The sequence below is a fragment of the Haloferax litoreum genome (assembly GCF_009674605.1).
Lineage (GTDB): Archaea > Halobacteriota > Halobacteria > Halobacteriales > Haloferacaceae > Haloferax > Haloferax litoreum.
Genome location: NZ_WKJO01000001.1, coordinates 717,233 through 742,469, shown reverse-complemented (window position 1 = coordinate 742,469; position 25,237 = coordinate 717,233). Strand labels below are relative to the sequence as shown.

Annotated in this window: 23 protein-coding genes; 17 read left to right on the top strand and 6 right to left on the bottom strand. The window is 62.5% G+C overall.

All coding sequences use genetic code 11. The features are described from left to right. Positions 1-77 precede the first annotated feature (77 nt). Positions 78-2,036: a PAS domain S-box protein gene (locus GJR96_RS03845; protein WP_151161720.1), complete on the top strand. Its 1,959-nt coding sequence runs from the start codon at positions 78-80 to the stop codon at positions 2,034-2,036. Positions 2,037-2,135: 99 nt separating this feature from the next. Next, the gene (locus tag GJR96_RS03840) at positions 2,136-3,263 is read left to right on the top strand and encodes a DUF373 family protein (protein WP_151161719.1); all 1,128 of its coding nucleotides are present in this window, start codon (positions 2,136-2,138) and stop codon (positions 3,261-3,263) included. Between the two features lie 41 nt (positions 3,264-3,304). On the opposite strand, the gene GJR96_RS03835 is transcribed toward GJR96_RS03840, so the two are convergent. From GJR96_RS03835 to GJR96_RS03820, 4 genes are all read right to left on the bottom strand, one after another. Further along, complete coding sequence (locus GJR96_RS03835; RefSeq protein WP_151161718.1) at positions 3,305-4,147, bottom strand: polyprenyl synthetase family protein; 843 nt, start codon at positions 4,145-4,147, stop codon at positions 3,305-3,307. 288 nt (positions 4,148-4,435) lie between these two features. Then, complete coding sequence (locus GJR96_RS03830) at positions 4,436-5,389, bottom strand: electron transfer flavoprotein subunit alpha/FixB family protein (RefSeq protein WP_151161717.1); 954 nt, start codon at positions 5,387-5,389, stop codon at positions 4,436-4,438. Continuing rightward, a complete protein-coding gene (locus GJR96_RS03825; protein ID WP_151161716.1) occupies positions 5,386-6,180 on the bottom strand; it encodes an electron transfer flavoprotein subunit beta/FixA family protein in 795 nt (264 codons plus the stop codon). Before GJR96_RS03825 ends, GJR96_RS03830 begins: the two co-directional genes overlap by 4 nt. 69 nt (positions 6,181-6,249) lie before the next feature. Then, positions 6,250-7,392: a helix-turn-helix transcriptional regulator gene (locus tag GJR96_RS03820; protein WP_151161715.1), complete on the bottom strand. Its 1,143-nt coding sequence runs from the start codon at positions 7,390-7,392 to the stop codon at positions 6,250-6,252. A gap of 129 nt (positions 7,393-7,521) precedes the next feature. On the opposite strand from GJR96_RS03820, the gene GJR96_RS03815 reads away from it, so the two are divergent. Continuing rightward, positions 7,522-8,871 (top strand): DUF7094 domain-containing protein, encoded by a 1,350-nt coding sequence (locus GJR96_RS03815; protein ID WP_151163896.1) that lies wholly within the window; start codon positions 7,522-7,524, stop codon positions 8,869-8,871. 67 nt (positions 8,872-8,938) lie between these two features. Further along, positions 8,939-9,421: a type IV pilin gene (locus GJR96_RS03810; RefSeq protein ID WP_151161714.1), complete on the top strand. Its 483-nt coding sequence runs from the start codon at positions 8,939-8,941 to the stop codon at positions 9,419-9,421. A gap of 49 nt (positions 9,422-9,470) precedes the next feature. On the opposite strand, the gene GJR96_RS03805 is transcribed toward GJR96_RS03810, so the two are convergent. Further along, the gene (locus GJR96_RS03805) at positions 9,471-10,097 is read right to left on the bottom strand and encodes a methyltransferase domain-containing protein (protein WP_151161713.1); all 627 of its coding nucleotides are present in this window, start codon (positions 10,095-10,097) and stop codon (positions 9,471-9,473) included. A gap of 157 nt (positions 10,098-10,254) precedes the next feature. On the opposite strand from GJR96_RS03805, the gene ahaH reads away from it, so the two are divergent. The 11 genes from ahaH (at position 10,255) to GJR96_RS03750 (ending at position 21,717) form a co-directional block, all read left to right on the top strand. Beyond that, a complete protein-coding gene (gene ahaH / locus GJR96_RS03800) occupies positions 10,255-10,587 on the top strand; it encodes an ATP synthase archaeal subunit H (RefSeq protein WP_151161712.1) in 333 nt (110 codons plus the stop codon). Beyond that, on the top strand, positions 10,574-12,745 hold the full coding sequence (locus GJR96_RS03795) for a V-type ATP synthase subunit I (protein ID WP_151161711.1): 2,172 nt from the start codon (positions 10,574-10,576) through the stop codon (positions 12,743-12,745). The genes ahaH and GJR96_RS03795 overlap by 14 nt, the downstream gene beginning before the upstream one ends. Before the next feature lie 178 nt (positions 12,746-12,923). Beyond that, positions 12,924-13,181, top strand: coding sequence for a F0F1 ATP synthase subunit C (locus tag GJR96_RS03790; protein WP_151161710.1), 258 nt, complete (start codon positions 12,924-12,926; stop codon positions 13,179-13,181). Between the two features lie 21 nt (positions 13,182-13,202). Continuing rightward, entirely contained in the window at positions 13,203-13,787 is a 585-nt protein-coding gene (locus GJR96_RS03785) for a V-type ATP synthase subunit E (protein ID WP_151161709.1), read from the top strand. Continuing rightward, the gene (locus GJR96_RS03780) at positions 13,784-14,830 is read left to right on the top strand and encodes a V-type ATP synthase subunit C (protein ID WP_151161708.1); all 1,047 of its coding nucleotides are present in this window, start codon (positions 13,784-13,786) and stop codon (positions 14,828-14,830) included. The genes GJR96_RS03785 and GJR96_RS03780 overlap by 4 nt, the downstream gene beginning before the upstream one ends. Then, complete coding sequence (locus GJR96_RS03775) at positions 14,827-15,147, top strand: V-type ATP synthase subunit F (RefSeq protein ID WP_151161707.1); 321 nt, start codon at positions 14,827-14,829, stop codon at positions 15,145-15,147. Before GJR96_RS03780 ends, GJR96_RS03775 begins: the two co-directional genes overlap by 4 nt. A 7-nt stretch (positions 15,148-15,154) precedes the next feature. Further along, entirely contained in the window at positions 15,155-16,915 is a 1,761-nt protein-coding gene (locus tag GJR96_RS03770) for an ATP synthase subunit A (protein WP_151161706.1), read from the top strand. A gap of 4 nt (positions 16,916-16,919) precedes the next feature. Continuing rightward, entirely contained in the window at positions 16,920-18,326 is a 1,407-nt protein-coding gene (locus tag GJR96_RS03765) for an ATP synthase subunit B (protein WP_151161705.1), read from the top strand. 143 nt (positions 18,327-18,469) lie between these two features. Continuing rightward, positions 18,470-20,440: a bacterio-opsin activator domain-containing protein gene (locus tag GJR96_RS03760; protein WP_151161704.1), complete on the top strand. Its 1,971-nt coding sequence runs from the start codon at positions 18,470-18,472 to the stop codon at positions 20,438-20,440. Between the two features lie 143 nt (positions 20,441-20,583). Then, complete coding sequence (locus GJR96_RS03755) at positions 20,584-21,261, top strand: V-type ATP synthase subunit D (protein ID WP_151161703.1); 678 nt, start codon at positions 20,584-20,586, stop codon at positions 21,259-21,261. Positions 21,262-21,333: 72 nt separating this feature from the next. After that, positions 21,334-21,717: a DUF6276 family protein gene (locus tag GJR96_RS03750; RefSeq protein ID WP_151161702.1), complete on the top strand. Its 384-nt coding sequence runs from the start codon at positions 21,334-21,336 to the stop codon at positions 21,715-21,717. 51 nt (positions 21,718-21,768) lie between these two features. On the opposite strand, the gene prf1 is transcribed toward GJR96_RS03750, so the two are convergent. Beyond that, positions 21,769-23,013 carry a peptide chain release factor aRF-1 gene (gene prf1 / locus GJR96_RS03745; RefSeq protein ID WP_151161701.1) on the bottom strand — a complete coding sequence of 415 codons (1,245 nt, stop codon included), beginning with the start codon at positions 23,011-23,013 and terminating at the stop codon, positions 21,769-21,771. A gap of 152 nt (positions 23,014-23,165) precedes the next feature. Between prf1 and minD the strand changes: the two genes are divergently transcribed. After that, entirely contained in the window at positions 23,166-25,046 is a 1,881-nt protein-coding gene (gene minD / locus GJR96_RS03740; protein ID WP_151161700.1) for a cell division ATPase MinD, read from the top strand. A gap of 39 nt (positions 25,047-25,085) precedes the next feature. Further along, positions 25,086-25,223, top strand: a complete 138-nt coding sequence (locus GJR96_RS18020) for a hypothetical protein (protein ID WP_191965805.1) — start codon at positions 25,086-25,088, stop codon at positions 25,221-25,223. The last annotated feature ends 14 nt before the right edge of the window (positions 25,224-25,237 follow it).

Below are 25,237 nucleotides of genomic sequence, written 5' to 3'. Positions count from 1 at the left end.
AAAAGGCGTCCGACTTGGACCGGCGAGGAGGCCAAATCCGGCGGTACGATTATTATCAATTAACCTGACATTATAGTATGGCTCCTCGGGACGTCCGTGAAGCAGACGCTCCCATTCACGTCCTTCTGGTCGACGACGAGAGTGCGTTCGCCGCAGCAACGGCGGCGGTACTCGGCGCAACCGAAGACATCCACGTGAACACCGTTCGTTCCCCGACGAAGGCGGTAGACTGCGTCTTCGAGTCGACGGTCGATTGCGTCGTCTCGGAGTACGAATTCGACGAGACCACAGGCATCGACGTGCTTCGGACGGTCCGCGAAGAACACCCGAACCTCCCGTTCATCCTGTTCACTCGCCACGGGTCTGAATCCATTGCGGGTGACGCCACCGCCGCCGGTGCGACCGGATATCTTCCGAAAGATCACTCGAACGCGACGCTCGACACGCTTCGTAACCGCATCCGAGATGCTGTCTCGGACGCACGCCACTCTGCGGAACGCGACAGAATGAACTCGTGGTACGAAGCCATCGTCGAACAATCACTCGTCGGACTGTACGTCGTCCAAGACGGCCGTCTGAGGTACGCGAACGACTACCTGCTCGACCGCCTCGACTACGACCCGGACGAGGCTCTCGGCCGCCCAGTCGTCGAGTTCGTTGCCGACGAGGACCGTCATCTAATCGAGGAAGGCATCGCCCCCAGAGACCACGGCAGTGTCGACGCCATGGCGCACACCGTCGACGTACTGTCTGGTGATGGTCGACCGATTTCGATGGAAGTCTCCGGTCGGCGTGTGACGGTCGGCGGTGAGGAGGTCATCGTCGGTTCGGCGACGGACGTCACTGCTCGCTTGGCCTCGGAACGCGAACTTAGACGGTCAGAACGCGTCACCAGACAGGTCATCTCGTCGCTGCCGGACATGGTCTTTCTCTCCGAACCCGACGCGTTCGACATCGTCTACATCAACGACACGTTCGAGGAGGTCTGGGGACGTCCACGCACAGCACTCTACGAGAACCCGTTGTCGTTTCTCGAACTCGTCCACGTCGACGACAGGGACCGACTCGAACGGGAGATAGACGGGTTGTTCGCCGATATCGAGGCGGGCGTCGTCGAAGAGCGATACGACTTCGAGTTTCGGTTCTCCCCCGAAGGAACTGAGACCATCCGGTGGGCCGCCGCACGGGCAGTCCCACTGTTCGCAGAAGACGGTACTGTCTCGAACGTGCTCGGCGTGATGACCGACCTCACGGACCGAATCAGACGCGAGCAGGAACTCGCACAACAGAACGCTCGCCTCGAAGCGTTCGCTCGTGTCCTGTCGCACGACATTCGTGGCCCACTGGCGGTGGCACAGGGGAGACTCGGCCTCGCCCGCGAAGACGGGAACCTGGACCACTTCGAGCACGTCGAACGTGCCCACCGCAGAATCGAAGAGGTAATCGATGACGTTCGTTCGATGGCGTGCGACGAACAGGTCGCCATCGACACGTCTCCCGTCGCGTTAGCCGACACTGCAGCGGTTGCATGGGAGATGAGTCGGTCGGGCACTGAAAACGTCAGGCTCGAAATCAGCGACCTGCCGGTCGTCGAAGCAGACGAGAGTCGGGTGAAACGCCTCTTCGAGAACCTCTTTCGCAACGCAGTGGAACACGCTTCCACGAGCAATCGGCCGAAGCCCGATGACGCTGTCGAGCATGGCCCAACAGGCCGTCAGAATCTTTCCGACGACGCTGTGGGACACGGTGCGTCGACCAACGGCACAGGACTCGTGATTCGCATCGGTCAACTGCCGTCGCGACGCGGATTCTTCGTCGAAGACGACGGCCCCGGTATCCCCCAGTCGGTTCGTGACGATATCTTCGACACGGGCGTGAGTTCCACAGACGACGGAGAGCGTGGACTCGGACTCGGTATCGTCCGGCAAATCGTCCACACGCACGGGTGGCTTATCCGAACCGCCGAGAGCGACACCGGCGGTGCACGGTTCGAGATACTCTTCGATACCGTCGGTGACTCCGAGGGTTCGGCGTGACACTCGTTCGGGCGGTGTCGGTGGGCGCTGACCGACGGACCACGACTCACTGACCGCGCCCCCGAAAACAGATATATCCCCATGGCATAGGAACCAACGATGCTCTTGGTCCTCTGTGTCGACCTCGACGACGACCTTGGCCGGAAGACGGGACTCTCGACCCCAGTCGTCGGCCGACAGAACGTCGAGGACGCGGCAGTGGCACTCGCTACCGCCGACCCAGAGGACTCTGACGTGAACGTCCTGTTTCAGGGAATCCGCGTCCACGACCAACTCCTCGAAGAAGAAGACGAAGAGGTCGAAGTCGCCGCCGTCACGGGCGTCGATGGAAGCGATGTGAAGGCGAATCGGGCCATCGGCGAGGAGATAGACACCGTCCTCGCCAGTATCTCGACCGCCGAGTCCATCCACGCCATCGTCATCTCCGACGGCGCACAGGACGAATCGGTCCTCCCGGTCATCCGTTCACGGGTTCCTATCGACGGCGTTCGCCGCGTCGTCGTCAGGCAGGCGCAGAACCTCGAATCGATGTACTACACGATGAAGCAGGTACTCGCCGACCCCGAGACGCGCGGGACGATTCTCGTCCCACTCGGTATCTTGCTCCTCATCTACCCCTTCGTCACCATCGCGAGTCTCTTCGACGTGCCCGGTGCCGTCGTCTTGGGGCTCATCTCGGCGCTGCTCGGCCTCTACACCCTGTTTCGCGGCCTCGGCCTCGAAACCGCCGTCGACGAAGCGGCGAATCGTGCCCGGAACGTCCTCTACGCAGGCCGTGTCACCATCATCACCTACGTCGCGGCCGCGGCACTCCTCGTCGTTGGTGGGGTTCGCGGTATCGAACTCCTCCAGACCGTCACAGAGAGTGTCGGTGGCAACCCACCCGCGGGACTCGTCCTCGCTGCACTCGTCCACGGTGCTGTCGAGTGGTTCGCCGCCGCCGGTATCACGAGCAGTCTCGGGCAAGTGACCGACGAGTACCTCCACGACCGGTTCAAATGGCGCTACCTCAACGCGCCGTTCTACGTGGCCGCTATCGCCATCGTCCTCTACGCACTCTCCGGGTTCTTCCTCCCGGAGGGCGTCGTCGGCGTCCAGAAGTTCTACCTCACCGGCCTCGCCGTCGCACTCACCGTCGGCACGCTCCTCGGTGTGCTGAGTACGCTCACGTTCGCAGTGGCCGAGTCCCGGTTCCCGACGACGCCCGACGGCGAGCAACCGGCCTGAGGAAGAGACCGCGAGTTTTCCGACGCGAACGACGACTCCGATTAGCTCTCGCGAACGACGACGAACTGCGCCAAGTCGCGGAGGTACTCCAACGACTCCGAGTCACCGACGCCGGAGGATTCGAGCGCGCTGAGCGCGTCGTCAGCCTGTTTCCGAGCGCGCTGGTTCGCGTCCTCGGGCGTGAGTTCCGTCACCTGTACGAGCGACGGGCGACCCATCTCGGCGTCCTGCCCGGTCGGCTTCCCCAGTTCTTCGGCGTCTGCCGTGGCGTCGAGTACGTCGTCTCGAATCTGGAAGGCGACACCGACGCGTTCTGCGTAGTCACCGAAGGCCTCGACGACCTGTGCGTCGCCACCGGCGGCGACAGCACCCAGTTCGGCGGCGGCGCGGAACAACGCGCCCGTCTTTCGCCGGGCGAGTTCCATGTACTCTTCTTCGTTCGACGGGATAGCGACGAGTTCGGTCGCTTCGCCCTCTCCGAGTTCGACCATCGATTCGGCGACGATGCGGGTCGCTCGGTCGCTCGACGAGAGGAGGGCGAACGCCTCTCCGAGCAGGCCGTCCGAGGCGATGATGGCGGGGCCGTAGCCGTATTCGGACCACGCGCTCGGCGTCCCGCGGCGGATGTCGGACCGGTCGATGATGTCGTCGATGACGAGTGACGCGTTGTGGACGAGTTCCACGCCGACCGCGAAGTCGACGGCGTCTTCGGGGGCACCCCCGACGGCCTCACAGGCGAGAATGGTCACAGCAGGGCGGACGCGCTTACCTCCCGCCAGAGCGACGTGGTCGAGTTGGTCGGCGAGTTCCGACGGTTCGACCGCCGAGACGACCTCCTCGAGGCGGTCGTTTACCATCGTGACCCGGCGCTCCAGGTATTCCATTGTCGGTTCGTAGGGTTGGGTAGGGAAGTACGTACCGGATTTGACGAAACCGAGCGACAGGGACGGAGCGCGTGGCGGTTTCTGACCGTCGACTGGCAACGAGATTTCGGTCCGACGGTGTCGTCGCGCGGCCACCGCTCGGGGTGCCGAAACTGAAAAAGTGAGACACGGACGCAGTAGTCGTCTACTCGAACTGTTCGATGCGTTCCGGAACCACGTGCGACCACCTTTTTCCGGTCGCTCACGAGTTCGCGACCGCAAAAATCTGGACCAAAAAGACGTAGTCGTCTACTCGAACTGTTCGATGAGTTCCGGAACCACGTCGAAGAGGTCGCCGACGATACCGTAATCGGCGATGTCGAAGATAGGCGCGTCGGGGTCGGTGTTGACCGCGATGATGGTCTCTGCGCCTTTCATTCCGGCGACGTGCTGGACTGCCCCGGAGATACCGATGGCGAGGTAGACCTTCGGCGTGACGACTTTCCCGGACTGGCCGACTTGCCGGTCTTTCGGAAGCCACCCGTTGTCGACGATGGGGCGCGACGACGAGAGCGTCGCACCGAGTGCGTCGGCGAGGTTCTGGACGAGTTCGAGGTTCTCTTCTTCTTCGATACCGCGGCCGACGGAGACGAGCACGTCCGCGTCGGAGATGTCCACGTCGCCGCCGCCGACTTCTTCGAATCCAGTCACGCGCGAGCGTACGCGAGACTCGTCCAGTTCGAAGTCGAACGCTTCGACGGCGGGTTCACCGGCCGCCTCGGTCGGTTCCCACTCGGCGGAGCGGATGGTGACCGCGGCGTGGTCGGCGTCGACTTCGACGGTGGATTCGACCTTCGAGGCGTACATCTCGCGGGTGACGACGAGGTTCCCGTCGTTCTGGAGGCCGATTGCGTCGGTCACGAGCGGAATGTCGAGTTGCTCGGCGACGGCCGGCGCGTAGTCGAGGCCGTTGACCGTGTTGCCCATGAGGACGTACGTGGGGTCGAGTTCCTCGTAGAGGGCCGCGATGGCCTGCACGTACACGTCGTGATTGAACTCGTCGCCTTCCGGCACGGTGTGGATGGTGTCCACGCCGTCGAGTGCGAGTTCGTCGGCGAAGGCGTCGACGTCGCCGCCGATGACTGCGAGGTGCAGGTCGCCGCCAGTCTCACCGACGAGGTCGCTGCCGGCGGTGACGAGTTCGAACGACACGTCGCGGAGTTCGCCGCGGCGGTGCTCGGTGATTGCGAGAACGTCGCTCATTGGGCACCCACCCCCTTCTCGCGGAGGACAGTCGCAAGTTCGGCGGCTTGCTCCCCGGCGTCACCCTCGAAGTAGACGGCGTCGGATTCCGTCTCCGGTTCGTACACGTCGGTCAGGACGAGGTCCGACTCGACGACAGCGTCGTCGAGACCGAGGTCCGACAGCGCCATCGGCTTGATTTCCTTCGACTGGGCCTGCCGAATCCCGCGCAGACTCGCGTAGCGGGGTTCGTTGATACCTGTCTGGATGGTGAGGACGGCTGGGAGGTCGACCTCGGTCAGTTCTTCGACGCCGCCTTCGAGTTCGCGGCGGACGTTCGCGACGCCGCCATCGACGTCGAGGTCGAGGGCGTTGACGACTGCTGCCCACTCGAAGTCGATTGCAGACGCGAGCGAGACACCGGTCGCGCCGAAACTGTCGTCGTTCGCCTGCACACCCGTGAGGACGAGGTCAGGGTCTTCTTCTTCGACGACGGCCGAGAGCAGTCGCGCCTTCGCGCCGACGTCGAGCAGGTCGACGTCGTCGAGTGCGTCGTCCCACACGCGGATGGCACGGTCGACACCTTTGGCGAGTGCCATGCGGATGGTCTCTTCAGAGCGCTCGGGGCCGATGGTCACGCTGACGACTTCGACGTCGTCGTTCTCCTCGGCGATTTGGACGGCCTCTTCGACCGCGTACTCGTCCCACTCGTTGAGGTCGTACTCGAGATATTGTTCTGCGACGTGGAGGCCATCGAGTTGGAAGTCCTCCTCCACCTCGGCTACCTCTTTGACAGTTACGAGAACTTTCATCAACGTTCACTACCGACGGGGGCGAATAAACGTTTTCGCACCGCGGCCAACGGCGGCGTCGTCAATCGATTACGTGTCGTCTTCGACTTCGTCCGGGAGCGAGATGAGGTTCTCGCGCCCGAGACGGAGCTTTTCCACGCGGTTCTCGTCGGCCATCGACGAGAGCAGTTGCGAGACTTTGGCATCGGACCAGCCAGTCTCCTTGACGATGTTGGCCTGCTTCATCCGGCCGCCGTTCTGTTCTAAGAGCAGTTCGACGCGCTCTTCGTCGGACAGGAGGTCCAAGTCGACGCCCGCTTCCGACGATTCGATGGGGCCGATTGGCTCTTCAGTCGGCTCTGGGTCCGACGCTGCTGCTGGCTCTGGTTCGGATGAGAGTTCGTCGCTCGACGTGGCATTGTCACTGGCCGGCGCTGACTCGATTCCGTCTTTCGACTGCCGACGGACGTACACGACTGCCGCGCCCGAGAGGGTGACGACGACGGCGAGGCCGACGAGGACACCCCAGGGAATACCGGCCGACGGTCCACCCGTGGAGACGTAACTCACGGTTAACTCGTCGGTCGATTCGAACGTTCGCGGCCCCTCGATGACGATGGCGTTGTCTTCGAGTGGGAGGTTCGTACTGCTGACCGCGTATCCCGGTGGCGTCTGGATGGTGAGGTTCTGATTCTCGCCGAGTGAGGTGAGCCACGTTTGGCCCCCTCCGGCAGCGAATGCGTCACCGAGTCGGACGCCGTTGTCCGTTCGTTCGAGGAAGTTCGTCCACGTGAACGTGAGTGCGACGACGCCCGTCTGGTTCTCGATGTACGCTCTCGTCGTCGCGTTCTCGATAGCCATCGTACGTCCGGTTTGCGACTCTGCTGTGTCGCTGACTCGCTCGAAGAGGGCCGCGTCGAGGCCGACGTCCGCGCTTCCAGCCTCGTACTCCTGTGCGAACTCTTCGAACGCCGCCGTCTCGTTTTCGCTTTCGAGTTCGTAGCGCATCTCGACGCGCCACGATGCCGATTGGTCGCCGTGGAGTTCGATGAAAATGTCCGTCTGCGGTGACCGTTCGAGCGTCGACTGTTGGGCGACGACCGTCGTGTCGTCGAGGGCCGTCACCGTCTCGGAACCGGAGGTGCCGGCTACGGACGGGCCTCCCGCCGCAACCGGTGCCGCGATACCAGCGGCGACGGTGAGGAGAGCAACGATGAGGGCGACGCTCCGCATACGTGAATCCGTTTCGTCGGGCGATGAAAACGCTTTCCATCGACTCACCCCCCTCGGCGGGTCGTTTCGATCGACAGACTCGCTCACAAGAGGGCCATTTTAGTACCGGCATCGTGTACCGATATGGCGATGAAGGCCCTCCCGCTCTTCGTCGTCATACTCCTGGTGGCTTCACCGGTTCTCGCCGCGGCGAATCCCGGTGGCGTCGCAGGCCAAGCGACGGCCATCGATGGCACGACCACCGCTCAGGTCCAACCCCCAGCAAACGAGACCATCCGCGTCCTCGACATCGAAGAGACGTCGCTGGTCCGTTCGACCGTCGAAACAGAGTATGTCGACCTCGGTCCGTCGCTCGACTTCGCCGCCCTCAGGACCGGTGGCCAGATTCAGACGCGCGCGTCCATCAACCGAATCGAGTCTGTGGGCGACGACGTGAGTCTCCGCAGTCAACTGATTCTCGGCGAACTGAACCGCGTCGAACAACGCGCAATCGCGCTTCAGAGCGACCAGCAGTCCGCTATCACCCAGTACAACGCCGACGAACTGACGGCGCGCGAACTGCTCGTCGAGTTCGCCCGCATCGACGCCGAAGCGCGTGACCTCAACGAGCGACGCATCGCGTTGCGAGAACTCGCCGCCGAGACGCCCGACTTCTCTGTCGACTCTGGGCGGTTAGCGGCACTCGAACGCGAACTCGATACCTTCACTGGCCCGGTCCGCGCTCACGCCGCAGAGGTGCTCACCGGAAAGGCAGACCCGACGCGGTTCTCCGTCCGCACGAGTCAGTCCGGTGCCGTTCTCAGTACCATCACGGACGACACCTACGTCCGGGAAGCCTACCGCGGTGACCTGCGCGACAGAGACGAAAGTGGCGTCTCACCCACCGAGGCACTCGAAACCGTCTCCGCGAACTATCCCGAAGTCTGGGAGAGTCGTGCGACGCAGAACGGTGCAGACGTAGTCGGCGCGGGGAACAGTTACCTCGTCCGTATCACGCACGACAGAGGCCAGTTGTACGCGTACGTCGACAGCGGGAGTAAGAACGTCTTCAAAGAGTCACAAACGCGCCCGCTCGACGCCCTGTCGCGCGGCGCCCCGGAGAGCGAAATCAAAGACGGCATCAACCTCACCGTCTACCGGACGTATCCCGGTGGCCCGCTTCGAATCCAACTGAACGAGTCGGCGACTGGCGACCCGATAAACGCGAACGTCACTATCGGTGTCGAGGCGAGTCGAGAGAGTACGCTTCTCGGTCGGACCGGACCCGATGGGACGATTTGGACCGTCTCGCCGTCGAGTCCGTACACTATCACGGTCATCAGAGGGAACGCCGCTGTCGTCCTCACCGTCTCGCCGACGCCGATTCCCGAGTTAGCGACGAACTCGACCGGGTCGACGAACACCACGACTGACGTACAACCGACAGCGTCGCCAACGACGGCATCGGCAACGTCGCCGCTGACAGCATCGACAGCGTAAGCCCACACCGCCTCTCGACCAGCGTTCGCCGAACCTTCTTATCTGATGACGGGGCCACCTCACCTCGATGCCTCGCCAGTTTCACCACGCCACGCGCGGGTCCACAGGTCTCGTCGGAAGCGTTCTCTTCGTCGGGTTGCTCGTCGTCCTCGCGGGCGTCGTCGGTGCCGCCGCCCTCGACACTGCCGACTCCACCCAAGACCCGATTCGGCCGACGGTCCTGTCTGTCTCCGTCGCGGACGAGACTGTTACACTGATACACGAAGGGGGCGCGCCGCTCGACGTTCGGTCACTTCGACTCCGAATCACGGTCGATGGAGACCCACTGGCGTATCAACCTCCGATTCCGTTCTTCTCGGCACGCGGGTTTCGACCGGGACCAACCGGGCCGTTCAACGTCGCGTCGGACCCCCGGTGGACAGTCGGCGAGGAGGCGAGTCTCGAACTCGCGGGCACGAACGAACCTGCTCTCTCGCCGGGTGTGCGAGTCGTCGTCCGCGTCTACGACGACGACACGCCGGTCGCCGTCGGCCGAACGATGGCGTCGTGAGAACAGTGAGTGGTCCGAGGCTTGGAGAACAGTGAGTGGCCCGATTGGATTATTCGTCCGCAGGTGCGCGCGCGATGGTTACGATAGCGCGGGGGCTTCCCGGTTGGCGCTGGAGGATGTGGTGTTCGATGTCGACGAATCCGGCGGCCTGGAACATCCGGTCGGCCTCCTCCTCGTCGTAGAACAGCATGATTGCGTCGGCGAGTTTCTGGAAGACACCAGTCTTCGGGTAGTCGGGGCCGACGACGAGCACCTTGTGACCGGGTTTGACCACGCGGCGGAAGTCTTCTAGCGCCGTGACGGGGTTCGGCCAGTACTCGATGGACCCAGACGACCAGATGACGTCGAACGAGTCGTCGGCAAAGGGCAGGCGTTCGGCGTCACCGCGGTAGAACCGGACTTCGTCGTTCTTGCCGAACTTCTCCCACGCCTTCTGCATCTGGTGGATACTCTGGTCGAGGCCGTGAACGTCGTCCGTGTACTGGAGCAGACCTTCGGTCCCGAAGCCAGTTCCACACCCAACGTCGAGGACTCTGTCGTCCTGTTGGATGTCGAGTAGTTCGAGCGCCTCGTCGCGCATCTCCTCGTTCCAGATGAACGGGTTGACCTGGTCGTACACCTTCGAGAGGTATTTGTAGAACAGGCGGGCCCGCGCTTTATTTTCGAGGACTCCCATTTGCGGCGGAATTAGGACTCACTGATGATAACGGTGCGGATTCGCCGTCGGACCTGGGTGTTTTCTCCACACTCATCACGTACGAAACTGAGACCCTCTCGCCAACTTTCCGCAAACACCTTATACAGCGCTTGTGCAACGTTCCTGTGATACGAGTATGCCGAGACAAGAGGTTCTCGAACGAATCAAAACGGCCGAGCAGGAGGCCGACGACATTGTCGAAGAGGCCGAGGCCAAACGTGAGGAACTCGTCGCGGAGGCGCGCCGCGAGGCCGACGAGATTCGCTCCGAGGCCGAAGAAGAGGCTGACGAACTCGAATCGGAGCGTCTGCAGGAAGGACGCAAAGAGATAGAGGCCGAACGGGAACGCATCCTCGAAGAGGGCGAGGAAGCCCGTGACGAACTGATCGCCGAGGCGGAAGACCGCATCGACGAGGCGGTCGAATCCGCCATCGGCAAGTTCGAGGAGGCGGTTGATGCTCAGACCTGAGCAGATGAGCAAGGTCTCGGTGACCGGTTCCAAGGGCGTCATGTCCGAGGTCATCGAGGCTGTCCACGACCTCCGACTGCTCCACGTCACCGAGTACGACGGGTCGTGGCAGGAGGAGTTCGGATTCGAGACGGGAGCGCCAATCGAAGGCGCAGAGAGTGCGTCCGACAAACTCGTCACCATTCGCTCGCTCAAGAGCATCCTCGGTGTCGACGAGAACGACGCCGGCCGTCAGCGCATCGTCCCCGACGACGCGCTGGGTGAACCCCTCGAAGAGATCCGAGAGAAGGTCAACGAACTGGACGACCGTCGCTCCGAACTGGAGAACAAACAGAACGCCATCGGGGACGAAATCGAGGCGATGGAACCCTTCGTCGACCTCGGAATCGACCTCGAACTCCTGTCGGGGTACGACTCCCTTCAGGTCGTCGTCGGACAGGGTAAACTCGAACCGGTCGAGCGTGCCATCGTCGACGCACCGACTATCGACACCTACGAGATTTTCTCGGGTGAGCGAACCCACGCCATCTTCGGCCGTCCCACCGAGGACGCTTCGGAGACGGCACTGGTGGACGCACTCGTCGGGTCGGACTTCGCGACGTTCGAAATTCCGGACGCCGAGGGAAGTCCCAAAGACCACGTCCGTGACCTCGAACAGCAGAAGCGCGAAATCGAGTCCAAGCTCGACACGGTCGAATCCGAGCTTCACGACCTGAAAGTCGAAGAGGGCGAGTTCCTCCTCGCGGCCGAGGAGCGTCTCGCCATCGACGTCCAGAAAACCGAAGCACCGCTCTCGTTCGCGACGACGGAGAACGCCTTCGTCGCCGAAGGGTGGATTCCGACCGGACAGTACAACGAGTTCGCCAGCGAACTGAAGAGCATCGTCGGCGAGCGCGTCGACGTCGAGGAACTCGAACGCGCCGAGTTCTCCCACGACGGCCACGACCACGCCACGGAAGATGTCTCCGAAACTGGCGGTACCGCCGCGGCGACCGACGGCGGCGTGGTCACCATGGCCAACGACGAACCGCCGACGGTCCAGAACAACAGTGGGGCGGTCAAGCCGTTCGAACTGCTCGTTCAGGCAGTCAACCGGCCGAACTACTTCGAACTCGACCCGACCGTCATCCTGTTCCTGACGTTCCCGGCGTTCTTCGGGTTCATGATTGGTGACTTCGGGTACGGACTGTTGTACACCGCAATCGGGTACTTCCTCTACACGAACTTCGACAGTAACGCACTCAAGAGCATGGGTGGCGTCACCATCGCGGCCGGTGTGTCCACGACGCTCTTCGGCATCCTGTATGGCGAAATCTTCGGGCTGCACCTCATCACCGAGTACTTCTGGGTCGGTGTGGTCGATCTCACACACGCGCCGATCGAGAAGGGTCTGTCGCCGGCGACCGCTGAGTGGGCACTCGGTTGGCTCACCGTCAGCGTCATCCTTGGCATCATCCACCTCAACATCGGGTACATCTTCGACTTCGTTGACCTCGCTGACCTTCACGGTGTGAAGGAAGCAGTCCTCGAAGCCGGTTCGTGGATTCTGATGCTCAACGGCCTGTGGGTCTGGATCTTCAGCCCTGCGCTCGGCGACATCCCACCGGAGTTCCTGTTCACGACGTTCAGCAGTGAGGGCGTTATCCCGCTCGGCTTCACCGGCTTCCCGGAAATCATCGGCTGGGCTGGACTCGGAGCGTTCTTCGTCGGACTCGCACTCCTTGCGATGGCTGAGCCCGCAGAACTCATTGAGTTCATCAGCGTCCTCTCGAACGTGCTGTCGTACACTCGTCTTGCCGCAGTGTTGCTGGCGAAGGCCGGAATGGCGTTCGCAGTCAACCTGCTGTTCTTCGGCGCGTACGAACACCACGGCGAGTTCCACTTCCTGCTCAACTACGGGCCGCAGTACGCTCTCGAGCATTACGAAGGAGCAGTCATCTTGTTCCCCGGCCTGATGCACTCCGGTGCAGCAGGACTGGTCGGTGGCCTCGTCGTCCTCGTCCTCGGTCACGCACTCGTCCTCGCACTCGGTGTCACGAGTGCCGGTCTGCAGGCCGTGCGTCTCGAGTACGTCGAGTTCTTCGGCAAGTTCTTCGAGGGCGGTGGCCGCGAGTACGAACCGTTCGGCTACGAACGCCAGTTCACCACCGAGGACTAACCGTCCGTTTCCCTCGGTGATTTTCTTTCGACCAGACCTGATAGCCACAGCACCCGTCTGAACTCGGTTTTGAGACGCCCCAATCCCGCGTTTTCGGCCGATTGTTTTGGGAACCTTTATGAGACGGCTTGCAACACATACGAACGTTCGGAGACGACAATCCGGTACTTAGCACACAATGATTGAAGCAATTGAACCCCTCATGACTGCACTGCAGAGTGAAGCAGCTGCTGCCCCCGCAATCGAGCCCTCGGCCGCCGCGGCCCTGGCTGTCGGTCTCGCCGCCTTCGGCGCAGGCTACGCGGAACGTGGCATCGGTGCCGCCGCGATGGGCGCCATCGCTGAGGACGAGGACCTCTTCGTCAACGGGCTGATCCTTACGGTTCTTCCCGAAACCCTCGTCATCCTCGCGCTGGTCGTCGTCTTCCTGGTCTAAACCACCCCTTCCTTTCCCATCATGAGTTTGGACAACGTCGTTGAGGACATCCGAGACGAAGCCCGCGCACGTGCGGAGGAAATCAAAGAGGCCGGCGAGGAACGAGCGGACGAGATTCGTTCCGAGGCCGAAGCGGAAGCCGACGCGCTCGTCGAAGAGCGCAAGGAGTCCGTCGAAGCCCAGATCAAACGGGAGCGCGAACAGGCGCTCTCAAGCGCGAAACTCGAAGCCAAGCAGGCACGTCTCGGCGCACGCCGTGACGTTCTCCAGCGCGTTCGTTCTCAGGTCGAGGACGAACTCGCAGGGCTCGAAGGCGAGCGTCGTGAAGAACTCACGCGCACGCTTCTCGACGCTGCCTCGGTCGAGTTCGAAGACGAAGACAAAGTCTACGTCTACGGTCGCGCCGATGACGCCGACCTACTCGAAGATATCCTCGCCGACTACGACGGCTACGAAGTTGCTGGAGAGCGCGACTGCCTCGGTGGCGTCGTGGTCGAAGGCACGAATTCGCGCGTCCGGGTGAACAACACCTTCGACTCGGTCCTCGACACAGTCTGGGAGGACAACCTGAAGGAAGTGAGTGCGCGACTATTCGACGACCAATGAGCGCTGCTGGCGGCTCGAACCCGGAATACGTCATCGCCCGCGTGCGAGCGCGACGTAGCGCTCTGTTCGGAGACGAAGAGTACCGCAAACTGGTCCGTATGGGACCGGCCGAAATCGCCCGATTCATGGAGGAGTCGGAGTACGAGACGGAGATCAACGCCCTGGGAAGCCGATTCTCTGGTGTCGACCTCATCGAGTACGGACTGAATCGCAACATGGCGAAGCAGTTCAACGACATCCTCGACTGGGCTGACGGCCGCCTCTACGACCTCATCGCGCGATACCTTCGGAAGTTCGACGCGTGGAACGTCAAGACCATCATCCGCGGAATCTACTCCGAGGCCCCACGGGACGAGGTCGAAACCGACCTCATCCGTGCCGGCGAGTTCGACGACCGACTTCTCTCGCGCCTGCTCGACGCAGCCGAAATCGAGGAAGCCGTCGAACTCCTCTCGGGGACTATCTTCGGTGACGGTCTCGAGGCCGCCTTCGACGACTACGAAGACACAGGCGTCCTCGTCCCGTTAGAGAACGCCGTCGACCGAGCCTTCTACGAGCAACTGCTCGAAGGACTGGTCGTCGGTGAAGAGACGAAGCAGTACCGCGAATTCCTCGAAGCAGAGATAGACTTCCGAAACGCTCGCAACGCACTCCGCATCGCTCGCAGTGGTGCCGACCTCGACCCGATCGATTACTTCATCGAGGGCGGCACGCTGTTCCGCGCGGCGGAACTCGCGTCGCTGGCGACGAACACGGACGAACTCGTCTCGAAGATTCGCGACAGTCGGTACGGTGACCGCCTCTCGAATGCGCTGTCAGACCTCGAAGAGGTAGACAGCCTCATCGGCTTCGAGCGCGCCCTCGACGCGGCGCTCTTGGAGTACGCGGACACACTCGGATACGTGTTCCCGCTTTCGGTCACGCCAGTCATCTCGTACATCCTCGCCAAGGAGCGCGAGGTTGACAACATTCGGGCAATCGCCCGCGGCCGCGAGGCCGGACTGGACCCCGACGCAATCGAAGAGGAGCTGGTCATCCAATGAGCCAGGAAATCGCAGTTATCGGCAGTCCGGACTTCACTACGGGATTCCGACTTGCGGGTGTCCGCAAGTTCGAGAACGTCCCGGACGAAGACAAGGACGAAGCACTCGACGAGGCCGTTATGCGGACGCTCGAGGACGAGGACGTCGGCATCATCGTGATGCACGAAGACGACCTCGACCACCTCTCGCGTAACCCTCGTCAGTCGGTCGAGCGCAGCATCGAGCCAACGCTCGTGACGCTCGGCGGGTCTGGTGGGGCAAGCGGCCTCCGAGACCAGATCAAGAGAGCAATCGGTATCGATCTGATGGACGAATAACCAAAACATGAGTCAGGCAACACAAGATACTGTCCGCGAGGACGGCATCATCGCAAGCGTGAGTGGTCCGGTCGTGACCGCCCGTGACCTCGACGCCCGCATGAACGACGTCGTCTATGTCGGCGACGAAGGTCTGATGGGCGAGGTCATCGAAATGGAGGGCGATTTCACGACCATTCAGGTGTACGAGGAAACGTCGGGCGTCGCTCCGGGCGAACCCGTCGAGAACACGGGCGAACCGCTGACGGTCGACCTCGGTCCCGGGATGCTGGACGCCATCTACGACGGTGTCCAGCGCCCGCTGGACGTGCTCGAGTCCAAGATGGGCTCGCCGTTCCTCGACCGTGGTGTTGACGCACCCGGTATCGACATGGAAAAGAAGTGGGAGTTCGAACCCAGCGTCTCCGAAGGCGACGAAGTCGCCCCCGGTGACGTCGTGGGTACCGTTCCCGAAACCGTGACCATCGAACACAAGGTCATGGTCCCGCCGGATTTCGAGGGTGGCGAAGTCGTCACCGCCGAAGCAGGCGAGTTCACCGTCACCGAGACGGTCGTCGAACTCGACAACGGCGAAGAAGTGACGATGCATCAGGAGTGGCCGGTTCGACAGGCGCGTCCTTCGACGGAGAAGAAGACGCCCCGCGAACCGCTCGTCTCCGGGCAGCGTATCCTCGACGGTCTGTTCCCCATCGCGAAGGGTGGGACGGCCGCGATTCCGGGTCCGTTCGGGTCCGGCAAGACGGTTACGCAGCACCAGCTCGCCAAGTGGGCCGACGCTGACATCGTCGTCTACGTCGGCTGTGGTGAGCGCGGTAACGAGATGACCGAGGTTATCGAGGACTTCCCGGAACTCGACGACCCGAAGACGGGCAACCCCCTCATGGCTCGGACGTGCCTCATCGCGAACACGTCCAACATGCCTGTGGCGGCCCGTGAATCTTGCATCTACACCGGCATCACCATCGCGGAGTTCTACCGCGACATGGGATACGACGTCGCCCTGATGGCCGACTCCACCTCCCGGTGGGCAGAGGCCATGCGCGAGATTTCCTCGCGTCTCGAAGAGATGCCCGGTGAAGAGGGGTACCCCGCGTACCTCGCCGCGCGTCTCTCCGAGTTCTACGAGCGCGCAGGATACTTCACCACCATCAACGGTGACGAGGGTTCGGTCTCCGTCATCGGCGCAGTGTCGCCGCCGGGCGGCGACTTCTCTGAGCCGGTCACGCAGAACACCCTGCGTATCGTGAAGACGTTCTGGGCACTCGACGCAGACCTCGCAGAGCGTCGTCACTTCCCGGCTATCAACTGGAACGAGTCCTACTCGCTCTACCAGGACCAGCTCGACCCGTGGTTCGTCGAGAACGTTCAGGACGACTGGCCAGAAGAGCGCCAGTGGGCCGTCGACGTGCTCGACGAAGAGGCCGAGCTTCAGGAAATCGTTCAGCTCGTCGGTAAGGACGCCCTGCCAGAGGACCAGCAGCTGACGCTCGAAGTCGCTCGCTACCTCCGTGAGGCGTACCTCCAGCAGAACGCGTTCCACCCGACGGACACGTACTGTGAACCCCAGAAGACGTACGGTATCCTCACCGCTATCCACACGTTCAACGACGAGGCGTTCAAGGCGCTCGAAGCCGGCGTCCCCGTCGAAGAAATCCAGGCCATCGAGGCGGCTCCGCAGCTGAACCGCATCGGTGTCCAGGAAGACTGGGATGCGTACATCGAGGACCTGAAGGCAGAGATCACCGAGCAACTCCGCGAGCTGTACTGAGACCATGAAGGAATACCAGACTATCACCGAAATCAGCGGCCCGCTGGTGTTCGCCGAGGTCGACGAGCCGATCGGGTACGACGAAATCGTCGAAATCGAGACGCCCCGAGGCGAAACCAAGCGCGGACAGGTCCTCGAATCGAGCGAGGGTCTTGTCGCGATTCAGGTGTTCGAAGGCACCACCGGTATCGACAGGAACGCGTCCGTCCGATTCCTCGGCGAGACGCTCAAGATGCCCGTGACCGAGGACCTCCTCGGTCGCGTGCTCGACGGTTCCGGCCAGCCAATCGACGGCGGCCCAGAAATCGTCCCCGACGAGCGTCGTGACATCGTCGGCGCAGCAATCAACCCCTACTCCCGCGAGTACCCCGAGGAGTTCATCCAGACGGGTGTGTCCGCCATCGACGGCATGAACACGCTCGTTCGCGGCCAGAAGCTTCCAATCTTCTCCGCATCGGGGCTTCCCCACAACAACCTCGCACTGCAGGTCGCCCGTCAGGCGACTGTGCCTGAGGAAGAAGGAGACGACGAAGAGTCCGAATTCGCTGTCGTCTTCGGCGCGATGGGTATCACGCAGGAAGAGGCGAACGAGTTCATGGAGGACTTCGAGCGCACGGGTGCACTCGAGCGCTCCGTCGTCTTCACGAACCTCGCGGACGACCCCGCAGTCGAGCGGACGGTCACGCCGCGTCTCGCGCTCACCACGGCCGAGTACCTCGCGTTCGACAAGGACTACCACGTCCTCGTCATCCTGACCGACATGACCAACTACTGTGAGGCGCTCCGCGAAATCGGTGCGGCTCGCGAAGAGGTCCCCGGTCGCCGTGGCTACCCGGGTTACATGTACACCGACCTTGCGCAACTCTACGAGCGCGCAGGTCGTATCGAGGGACGCGAAGGGTCTGTCACCCAGATTCCCATCCTCACGATGCCGGGTGACGACGACACGCACCCGATTCCGGACCTGACCGGCTACATTACGGAAGGTCAGATCTACATCGACCGCGACCTCAACTCGCAGGGCATCCGCCCGCCGATCAACCCGCTCCCGTCGCTCTCGCGACTGATGGACGACGGTATCGGTGAGGGCCTCACCCGCGAGGACCACGCAGACGTTTCCGACCAGATGTACGCGGCGTACGCAGAGGGTGAAGACCTTCGCGACCTCGTGAACATTGTCGGTCGTGAGGCGCTCTCCGAGCGTGACAACAAGTACCTCGACTTCGCCGAGCGCTTCGAGGCTGAGTTCGTCAACCAGGGCTTCGACTCCAACCGTACCATCGCCGAGACGCTCGACATCGGCTGGGAACTGCTGTCGACCCTGCCCAAGTCGGAACTCAACCGTATCGACGAAGAACTCATCGAGAAGTACTACCAGGAAGACGCCGAGACGGTCGAAGCGGAAGCCTAATCCGGGTTTTCGTTCGCAGTTTCGGTCCCGATTTCTCTCTCTATTTTCCACCGAGAGCGGACGCGTCGCCGACCCGGTCCGCCACCGTGTCTCAGTGCCGAGTGGTCACGAACTTCCTTACGTCGTGAACGCTACCACGCCACATGGATGAATCCTCGTCTCAGACTCACGTCCTTCTCGTCGTCGATTCGGTCGAGTCTAGTCGAATCGAGGACGCACTCGAACCACTGTCGGTCACTGTCGCACCGTCGGTCGATGCAGCGAAGGAGCAATGCGACGCCGAGTCGGTCGACTGCCTCGTCGTCGCGACGGACCGGGTCGACGCCATCTCGTCGTTGCGACCCGAGACGACGGCCCCACTCGTCGCAGTCGTCACACCTGACGGTGACCTCTCGTCTGAACAGGCACTGGACGCTGGTGCAGCAGATGCTGTCCCTCTCGTCGACTCGAATCTCTTCGACCGACTCCCAGAACGAGTCGAGAGTGCCGTCGCGTGGCACCGACACGGAACAGTCGCGGCCGAACGAATCACCGAAGACCTGAAAGAACAGGCGATAGACGAAGCGCCCGTCGGTATCACCATCGCCGACTGCACGCTCCCCGACCGACCTCTCGTCTACGTCAACGAGGCGTTCGAGTCGATGACGGGCTACTCTGTCGAGTCGGCGTTGGGTCGAAACTGTCGTTACCTACAGGGGCCGAAAACGAACCCGGAACGTGTCGCCGAACTCCGCACGGCAATCGAGAACGAAGCGGCGGCGTCGGTCGAACTCCTGAACTACAGAGAGGGCGGTGAGACGTTCTGGAACCGGGTCGACCTCGCCCCACTCAGCGGACCGAACGGCGAGGTGACACACTACGTCGGGTTCCAGACGGACATCACCGAACGGGTGCGTGCCGAAGAAGCCGCAGAGCGGAACGCCGAGCGGGTAGAAGAAGAGCGTGCGCGACTCAGCACGCTCGTCGACCTCATCGAAGGACTCCTCGAAGACGTGACGGAGGCCCTCGTCAGGGCGGAGACGCGCCAAGAACTCGAAGCGGCGGTGTGTTCCCGCGTCGCGGAGACAGAGTCGTTCACGTGCGCGTGGATTGGTGACTGTGACCTCTCGCCTGCGGTCATCGTCCCGAACGAGTGGGCCGGCACAGAGACGGCGTTCGTCGAAGCACTCGAAATCGATGGCGACGCCGACGATGTCACTGCACGGGCCGCAGAGACACTTCGCGTCCAGTCTGCCGTCGCCGCAAACGGGTCGTTACACGAGGGTGAGGCCGTGCCGTTTCGGGCGGCTATTGCAGTGCCGATAATCCACCGAGAGACGCTCTACGGCGTGTTGACCGTGTACGCAGACACAGACGAACTCGACGACGAGGTGAACGTGGTCTTCGGAACGCTCGGCCGAGCGGTCGGCGCGGCAATCGACGCCTTCGAGAGCAGACGCTCGCTCATCTCTGAGGGCGTCCTCGAACTCGAACTCGACGTGAGTGACCCGACCCAGCCTCTCGTCCAAATCGCGGCGGCAACCGAGTGCGAACTCGCGTACGAGGGGTCGGTCCTCCACGACGACGGCACGCTCAGTCTGTTCGTCTCGTCGACGCCGCCGACGCAACTCGACGCGGCCGACGTCGACGTCGATGGTGTCGGCACCATCGCACGCGTCCCGCGCGGAGACGATGTCGGCCTGTCCGAACTCGTCTTGTCGGGGGGGTCACTCGCGCACCTCGTCGCGGACGCCGGTGGACGACTCATCGACCTCGAAGCCGACGAGACCGGCAGTCGGTTCACCGTCGTCGTTCCAGACCGCTCGGTCGGTCGTGCACTACTCGACGACCTTCGACAGGCCGCGACGGGTGTCGAACTCCGTGCCGTCAGAGACCGGTCGGAACCACCGCAGACGCCCCGTGAGTTCGTCGGGAGCGTCGGCGCGGACCTCACCGATAGACAACACACGGCACTCCAACTCGCGTACTTGGGCGGGTTCTTCGAGTGGCCGCACGGCGTCACGGGCGACGAACTCGCCGAGGCGATGGACGTGTCGCGGGCGACGTTCCACCAGCACCTTCGTGCGGCCGAGCGAAAACTCGTCACACAGTTCTTCGAAGTGGGGTCGAACTAGTCGGGCCGGGCCAATTCGGTCGCACTAGGTGACTTGCCGTGGTCGCTCACCACTCGTCTTCCCCACTCAGTGACGAATTTCACCCGGTCTGACGGGCCAGACAGTAAAAGATTAACACCCCTGACGAACAACCCTCGCCAAAGATGGCCGAAGACGTCAAGCCGACCCGCAAGAACTTGATGGCGATCGAGGATCGCATCGAACTCTCGGAGCGGGGCCACGACACGCTCGAACAGAAGCGTGACGGTCTCATCATGGAGTTCATGGACATCCTCGACCAGGCACAGGACGTGCGTGCGAACCTCAACGCGGACTACGAACGCGCACAGCGCACCATCAACATGGCGCGCGCCATGGAAGGCGACGTCGCGGTTCGGGGCGCAGCAGCAGCGCTGAAGGAGTACCCCGAAATCACGACGCAGTCGAAGAACATCATGGGCGTCGTCGTCCCGCAGATCGAGTCCTCGCGCGTGAAGAAGAGCCTCGACCAGCGTGGCTACGGGCTTCTCGGGTCGTCCGCCCGCATCGACGAGGCCGCCGACGCGTACGAGGAACTTCTCGAATCTATCATCCTCGCGGCGGAAGTCGAGACGGCGATGAAGAAGATGCTCGAAGAAATCGAGACGACGAAGCGCCGTGTCAACGCACTCGAATTCAAACTGCTCCCCGAACTCTACGAGAACAAAGAGTACATCGAGCAGAAACTCGAAGAACAAGAGCGCGAAGAGATTTTCCGTCTGAAGAAGATCAAGGCGAAGAAGGAAGAAGAAGAGAAAGAAGAGCGGAAAGCCGCCGAAGAGGCCGAAGCGGCCGCCGCGTAACCACGTCGATTCGCCACCACCCACGGTCGTCTCACCGACCAATTTTCACGCTTCCACTGCGTAGCAGTGCGTATGCCGTGTCCCAACTGTGGGGGTGACGAGGCCGTCTTCGCCGTCCCCGAACCACTCGAAGAGTACGCACCACAGGGTGCGGTGACGATTGGTCTCTGTGCCGACTGCCTCCGCGTCCATCCGAGTGACGAACGAGTGACCGATGGCGATGCGCGACCACTCGGTGATGTCATCCCCGATGGAGAGGGTGGGGCCGCGTTCGCGTTGCTCGTCGGCTTTCTCGATTCGTTGGCGCTGAACCGCGAGGCTATCGTCGAGTCCGCCGAGTACGCCGAACGCGAGGGAGTGGACGTACACCTCACGCTCGACAGACTCGAACAGTCGGTCTCCGACCCACACTTCGACGTGGGGCGTCGGCACACGCAGTTAGAGACGTTTCTTTAGAGTACGGTCTGTGAGCGCTCGCGCACACGAAAGACGCCGAGGAGGAGTCGCTTAGATGCCGGTGGAGTACCGGAGGATGCCGGCGATGCCACCGAACGCGTCGTAGAGTTGTTCGCCTTTCTCGAAGTCGGTGCTGATGAACTTCGTCTCGGTCCCGCGCTGGTCGGCGAGGTCCATCAGGTACTCGATGACGTCCTCGCGTTCCTTGAGTTCGGCCTCACTGCCGTCCTCGCAGTCGTGCGAGGGGGTGTTGTGGCGGTGGTCGACGAGTTCGAACTCCTCTTGGCCGCCACAGTCGTAGACGGCGACGTCTTTCCGCAGGTCCTCGGAGATGAGGAGGCGGTCGACAGAGCCCATGACGAGGTTCTTCCGGGTCGCTTCGAACCCGTACGTGGACTCGTTGCCGCGGTGGAGTTTCTCGAAGAACTCTTCCATCTCCTTTTTGTCTTTCATGACCTCCTGGTCGGCCAACACGTCCTGTGCGGCGTCGACGAGGTCGTAGAGGCCCGACTCGTCGGTGTACGCGACGTCGAACTTCCCGACGACGAGGTCCTGAAGTTCGTGGTGGAGGTAGTCCCCGTCGAGGAACTCGTCTTTCGTCGGGGAGGGACCGCCCACGAGGATGCCGTCCATGTCGTGGCGCTTGGGGACGAACAGGTCGTTCGCCATCCCGGCGACTTCCTGATAGAAGTTGTCGATTGCTTCGAGACGGAGGCGGGCGAAACGCTGGGCGGACTGGCCACCTTTGCGCTGCTTGCCCGGAACGAGTGACGAGGCGCTCTTGACGGGTTCGACGCGCTTGCCTTTCAGCCACCCGACGTTCGCCTCGCGGCGGTCGAGGACGACGAGGCCAAAGAGGCCCTTGTCCATGAGCATGTCCTCGAGTGGGCCGGTGAGGAAGTTCGAGTCACAGTGGTAGCGGAACGACTGAATCGGTTCCGGTGGGCTGTCTAAGACTTTCGTGACCATGTTCGTCTGGCCGCCGCCGGAGTTGACCGCGCCGGAGAACATGACGATGCCGCGCTCTGGCGGGAACGTGTCGTAGTACCGAAGGCGGTCTTTGATACTCGTCAGGGCGTCCTGCACGTTCGTTCGCGTCTGCTTCGACTTGATGTTAGACGCTTCACTATGCTCTGTAATGACGTGCTCGACGACGTCAGAAATCTGCTTATCTTCGGGGATGTAGATGGTGACGAGCTGGGTACCGGAGCCTTCGTACTCTTTGAGGTCCTCGATGACCTTCTTGAATTCGTACTTTCGGCGGTCTTCGCTCGCCTCCTCGGCGTCGCTACTCATCACTCTTCCTAGTCCATCCAGCGGCTAAGTAACCTTTGACTGGCTACGCCTCGCGGTACCGACCCACACGTCACCGAACGGACGGGATAATCACGGCACCGGTCGGAGAACATTTATGTTGCTGTCACGGGTGGACTTCGACAGTTGGAATTATGGCACGGGTGTACGCAATCGCCAGCGCAAAAGGTGGGGTTGGAAAGACCACGACGACAGCCAACCTCGGAACCGTCCTCTCGATGGCCGGGCAGGACGTCGTCGTCGTCGACGGTGACCTCGGGATGCCGAATCTCGCCGGCGCTCTCGGTGTTGACCCCGACGGAGAGACCCTCCACGACGTGCTGACAGGCGAGACGACGGTCGAATCGGCCACCTACGAGGGACCAGAGGGTCTCTCTGTCCTCCCCGGGTCGACGGCGTTGGAGGCCTTCGCCAGTGCGAACGCGAAGGAACTCCACCCGGTCATCGAAGAACTCAAAGAACGATACGACATCGTCCTCGTCGACACCGGCGCGGGCCTCAGTGACGACACCTTCGTCCCGCTGAAACTCGCCGACGAGGTGCTCTTGGTTTCGACGACGGAACGAGAAGCACTCGGCGACACCGAGAAGACGCGCCAACTCGGCGAACGAATCGGTGCGGACGTCGTCGGCGTCGTCCTCACTCGCGTCAACCAGTCGAATCCGAACGCCGACGAGGTCGCATCCCTCCTCGACACGGGCGTCATCGCCGTCGTTCCCGAAGACTCGGCGATTCGCGAGGCACTCAGTACTCAGGTCCCAGTCGTCGCGCGCGCGCCGAAGAGTATCGCTGCCGCCGGGTACCGTGCCCTCGCAGAGGCACTCACTGGCAACCCAGTTCCGATACCCGATGCACCCTCGGACGACGACGTGGACCAGACGAGTGACCCGACAGGGCCGACTTCTGCTGACACTGAGGGTGTTGTCGACTCCTCAGACACAGCAGACGACGATGCCGACGACGTGACCGTCGTCGAAACCGACGACGACTCTGGCTCGGACCCCGTCGCAGGTGACGCACCCACCACCGAGACCGCCATCGACGAGGCCGCTCCCGAACCGGCCCTCGACACCGACTTGGACCAACAATCGACGCCGGACCCGGACCCGGAACCCGAATCGGACCCGGAACCCGAATCGGACCCGGAACCCGAATCGACGCCGAAGTCGTTCCGGGACCAGGCATCTGAGCCTGAACCTGAACCCGAACCCGAACCCGAACCCGAACTGGACCTGCCCCCCGAACCTGAGTCCGACTCGAACCCCGACCCATCTCTCGACCCTGTTCAGGAACCGCCTGCTGACCCAGACCCCGTTCAGGAGTCGCCTGCCGACACGGAACCACCATCGCCCGACGAGACTGCCACAGACCAATCGGCGTCGACTACGACGACACTCGAAGACGAGGCCGAAGCAGCGCTCGACGCCGCAATTCCGTTCGGGTCCGAGGGCAACGAGTCCTCCGAGTCGGTAGACGACGACCCCCTCGCTGGTGACGGAACCGACACCACTGCCGACGAGGAACCTCCCGAGGACGTCGTCTCTGTCGAAGACCCAGTCACCGCCAATCTCGACGCGGCTGACTCGATGGGCGCAGACCCACTCGCTGGAGACGACGTCGTCGAACCGACGAGTGGACCCGGCGTCGCGGAGGGCGCAGACACACAGACGGCCGACGCCGACCACCTCCCACCCACGGAAGACGCTGATGATGACGCAGCACTGACCGACTCTGACGATGCTACGGACCCGTCCAGCTCTGACGACGCCACGGACCGCTCTGACGATGCATCCGCGGTCGTCGAGGACGCATCGTCGGAATCGGCGGACGAACCCCTCGTCGCCGAGGCAGAACCGGATGCAACCCAGCAGTCGACAGAAGTCGTCGACCGCGACGAAGACGAAGACGACGACGAAGAGGGCGTCTACACCACCTCACTCGTCGAAGAGGTCGAATCGCTCGACGACGACGACGAGGAGAAGAAGAAAGGCTTCTTCAGTCGCTTCCTCGGCTAAACGGGAAGTTCTTTTACTCGGGTCCGCTGAAAGGCCCCTATGGCAGACTCTGAGTCAGTTCCCTTCTGGTGGATAGTGCTGTTCCTACTGCTGGCACTCGGCGGCGGTGCCGTGACGGTCCTCGCGCTCGGCGGGTCGCTCGTCTCCGCGGTAGTCGCACTTCCGTTCTTGTTCTAAGTCAGAAAAAGTCG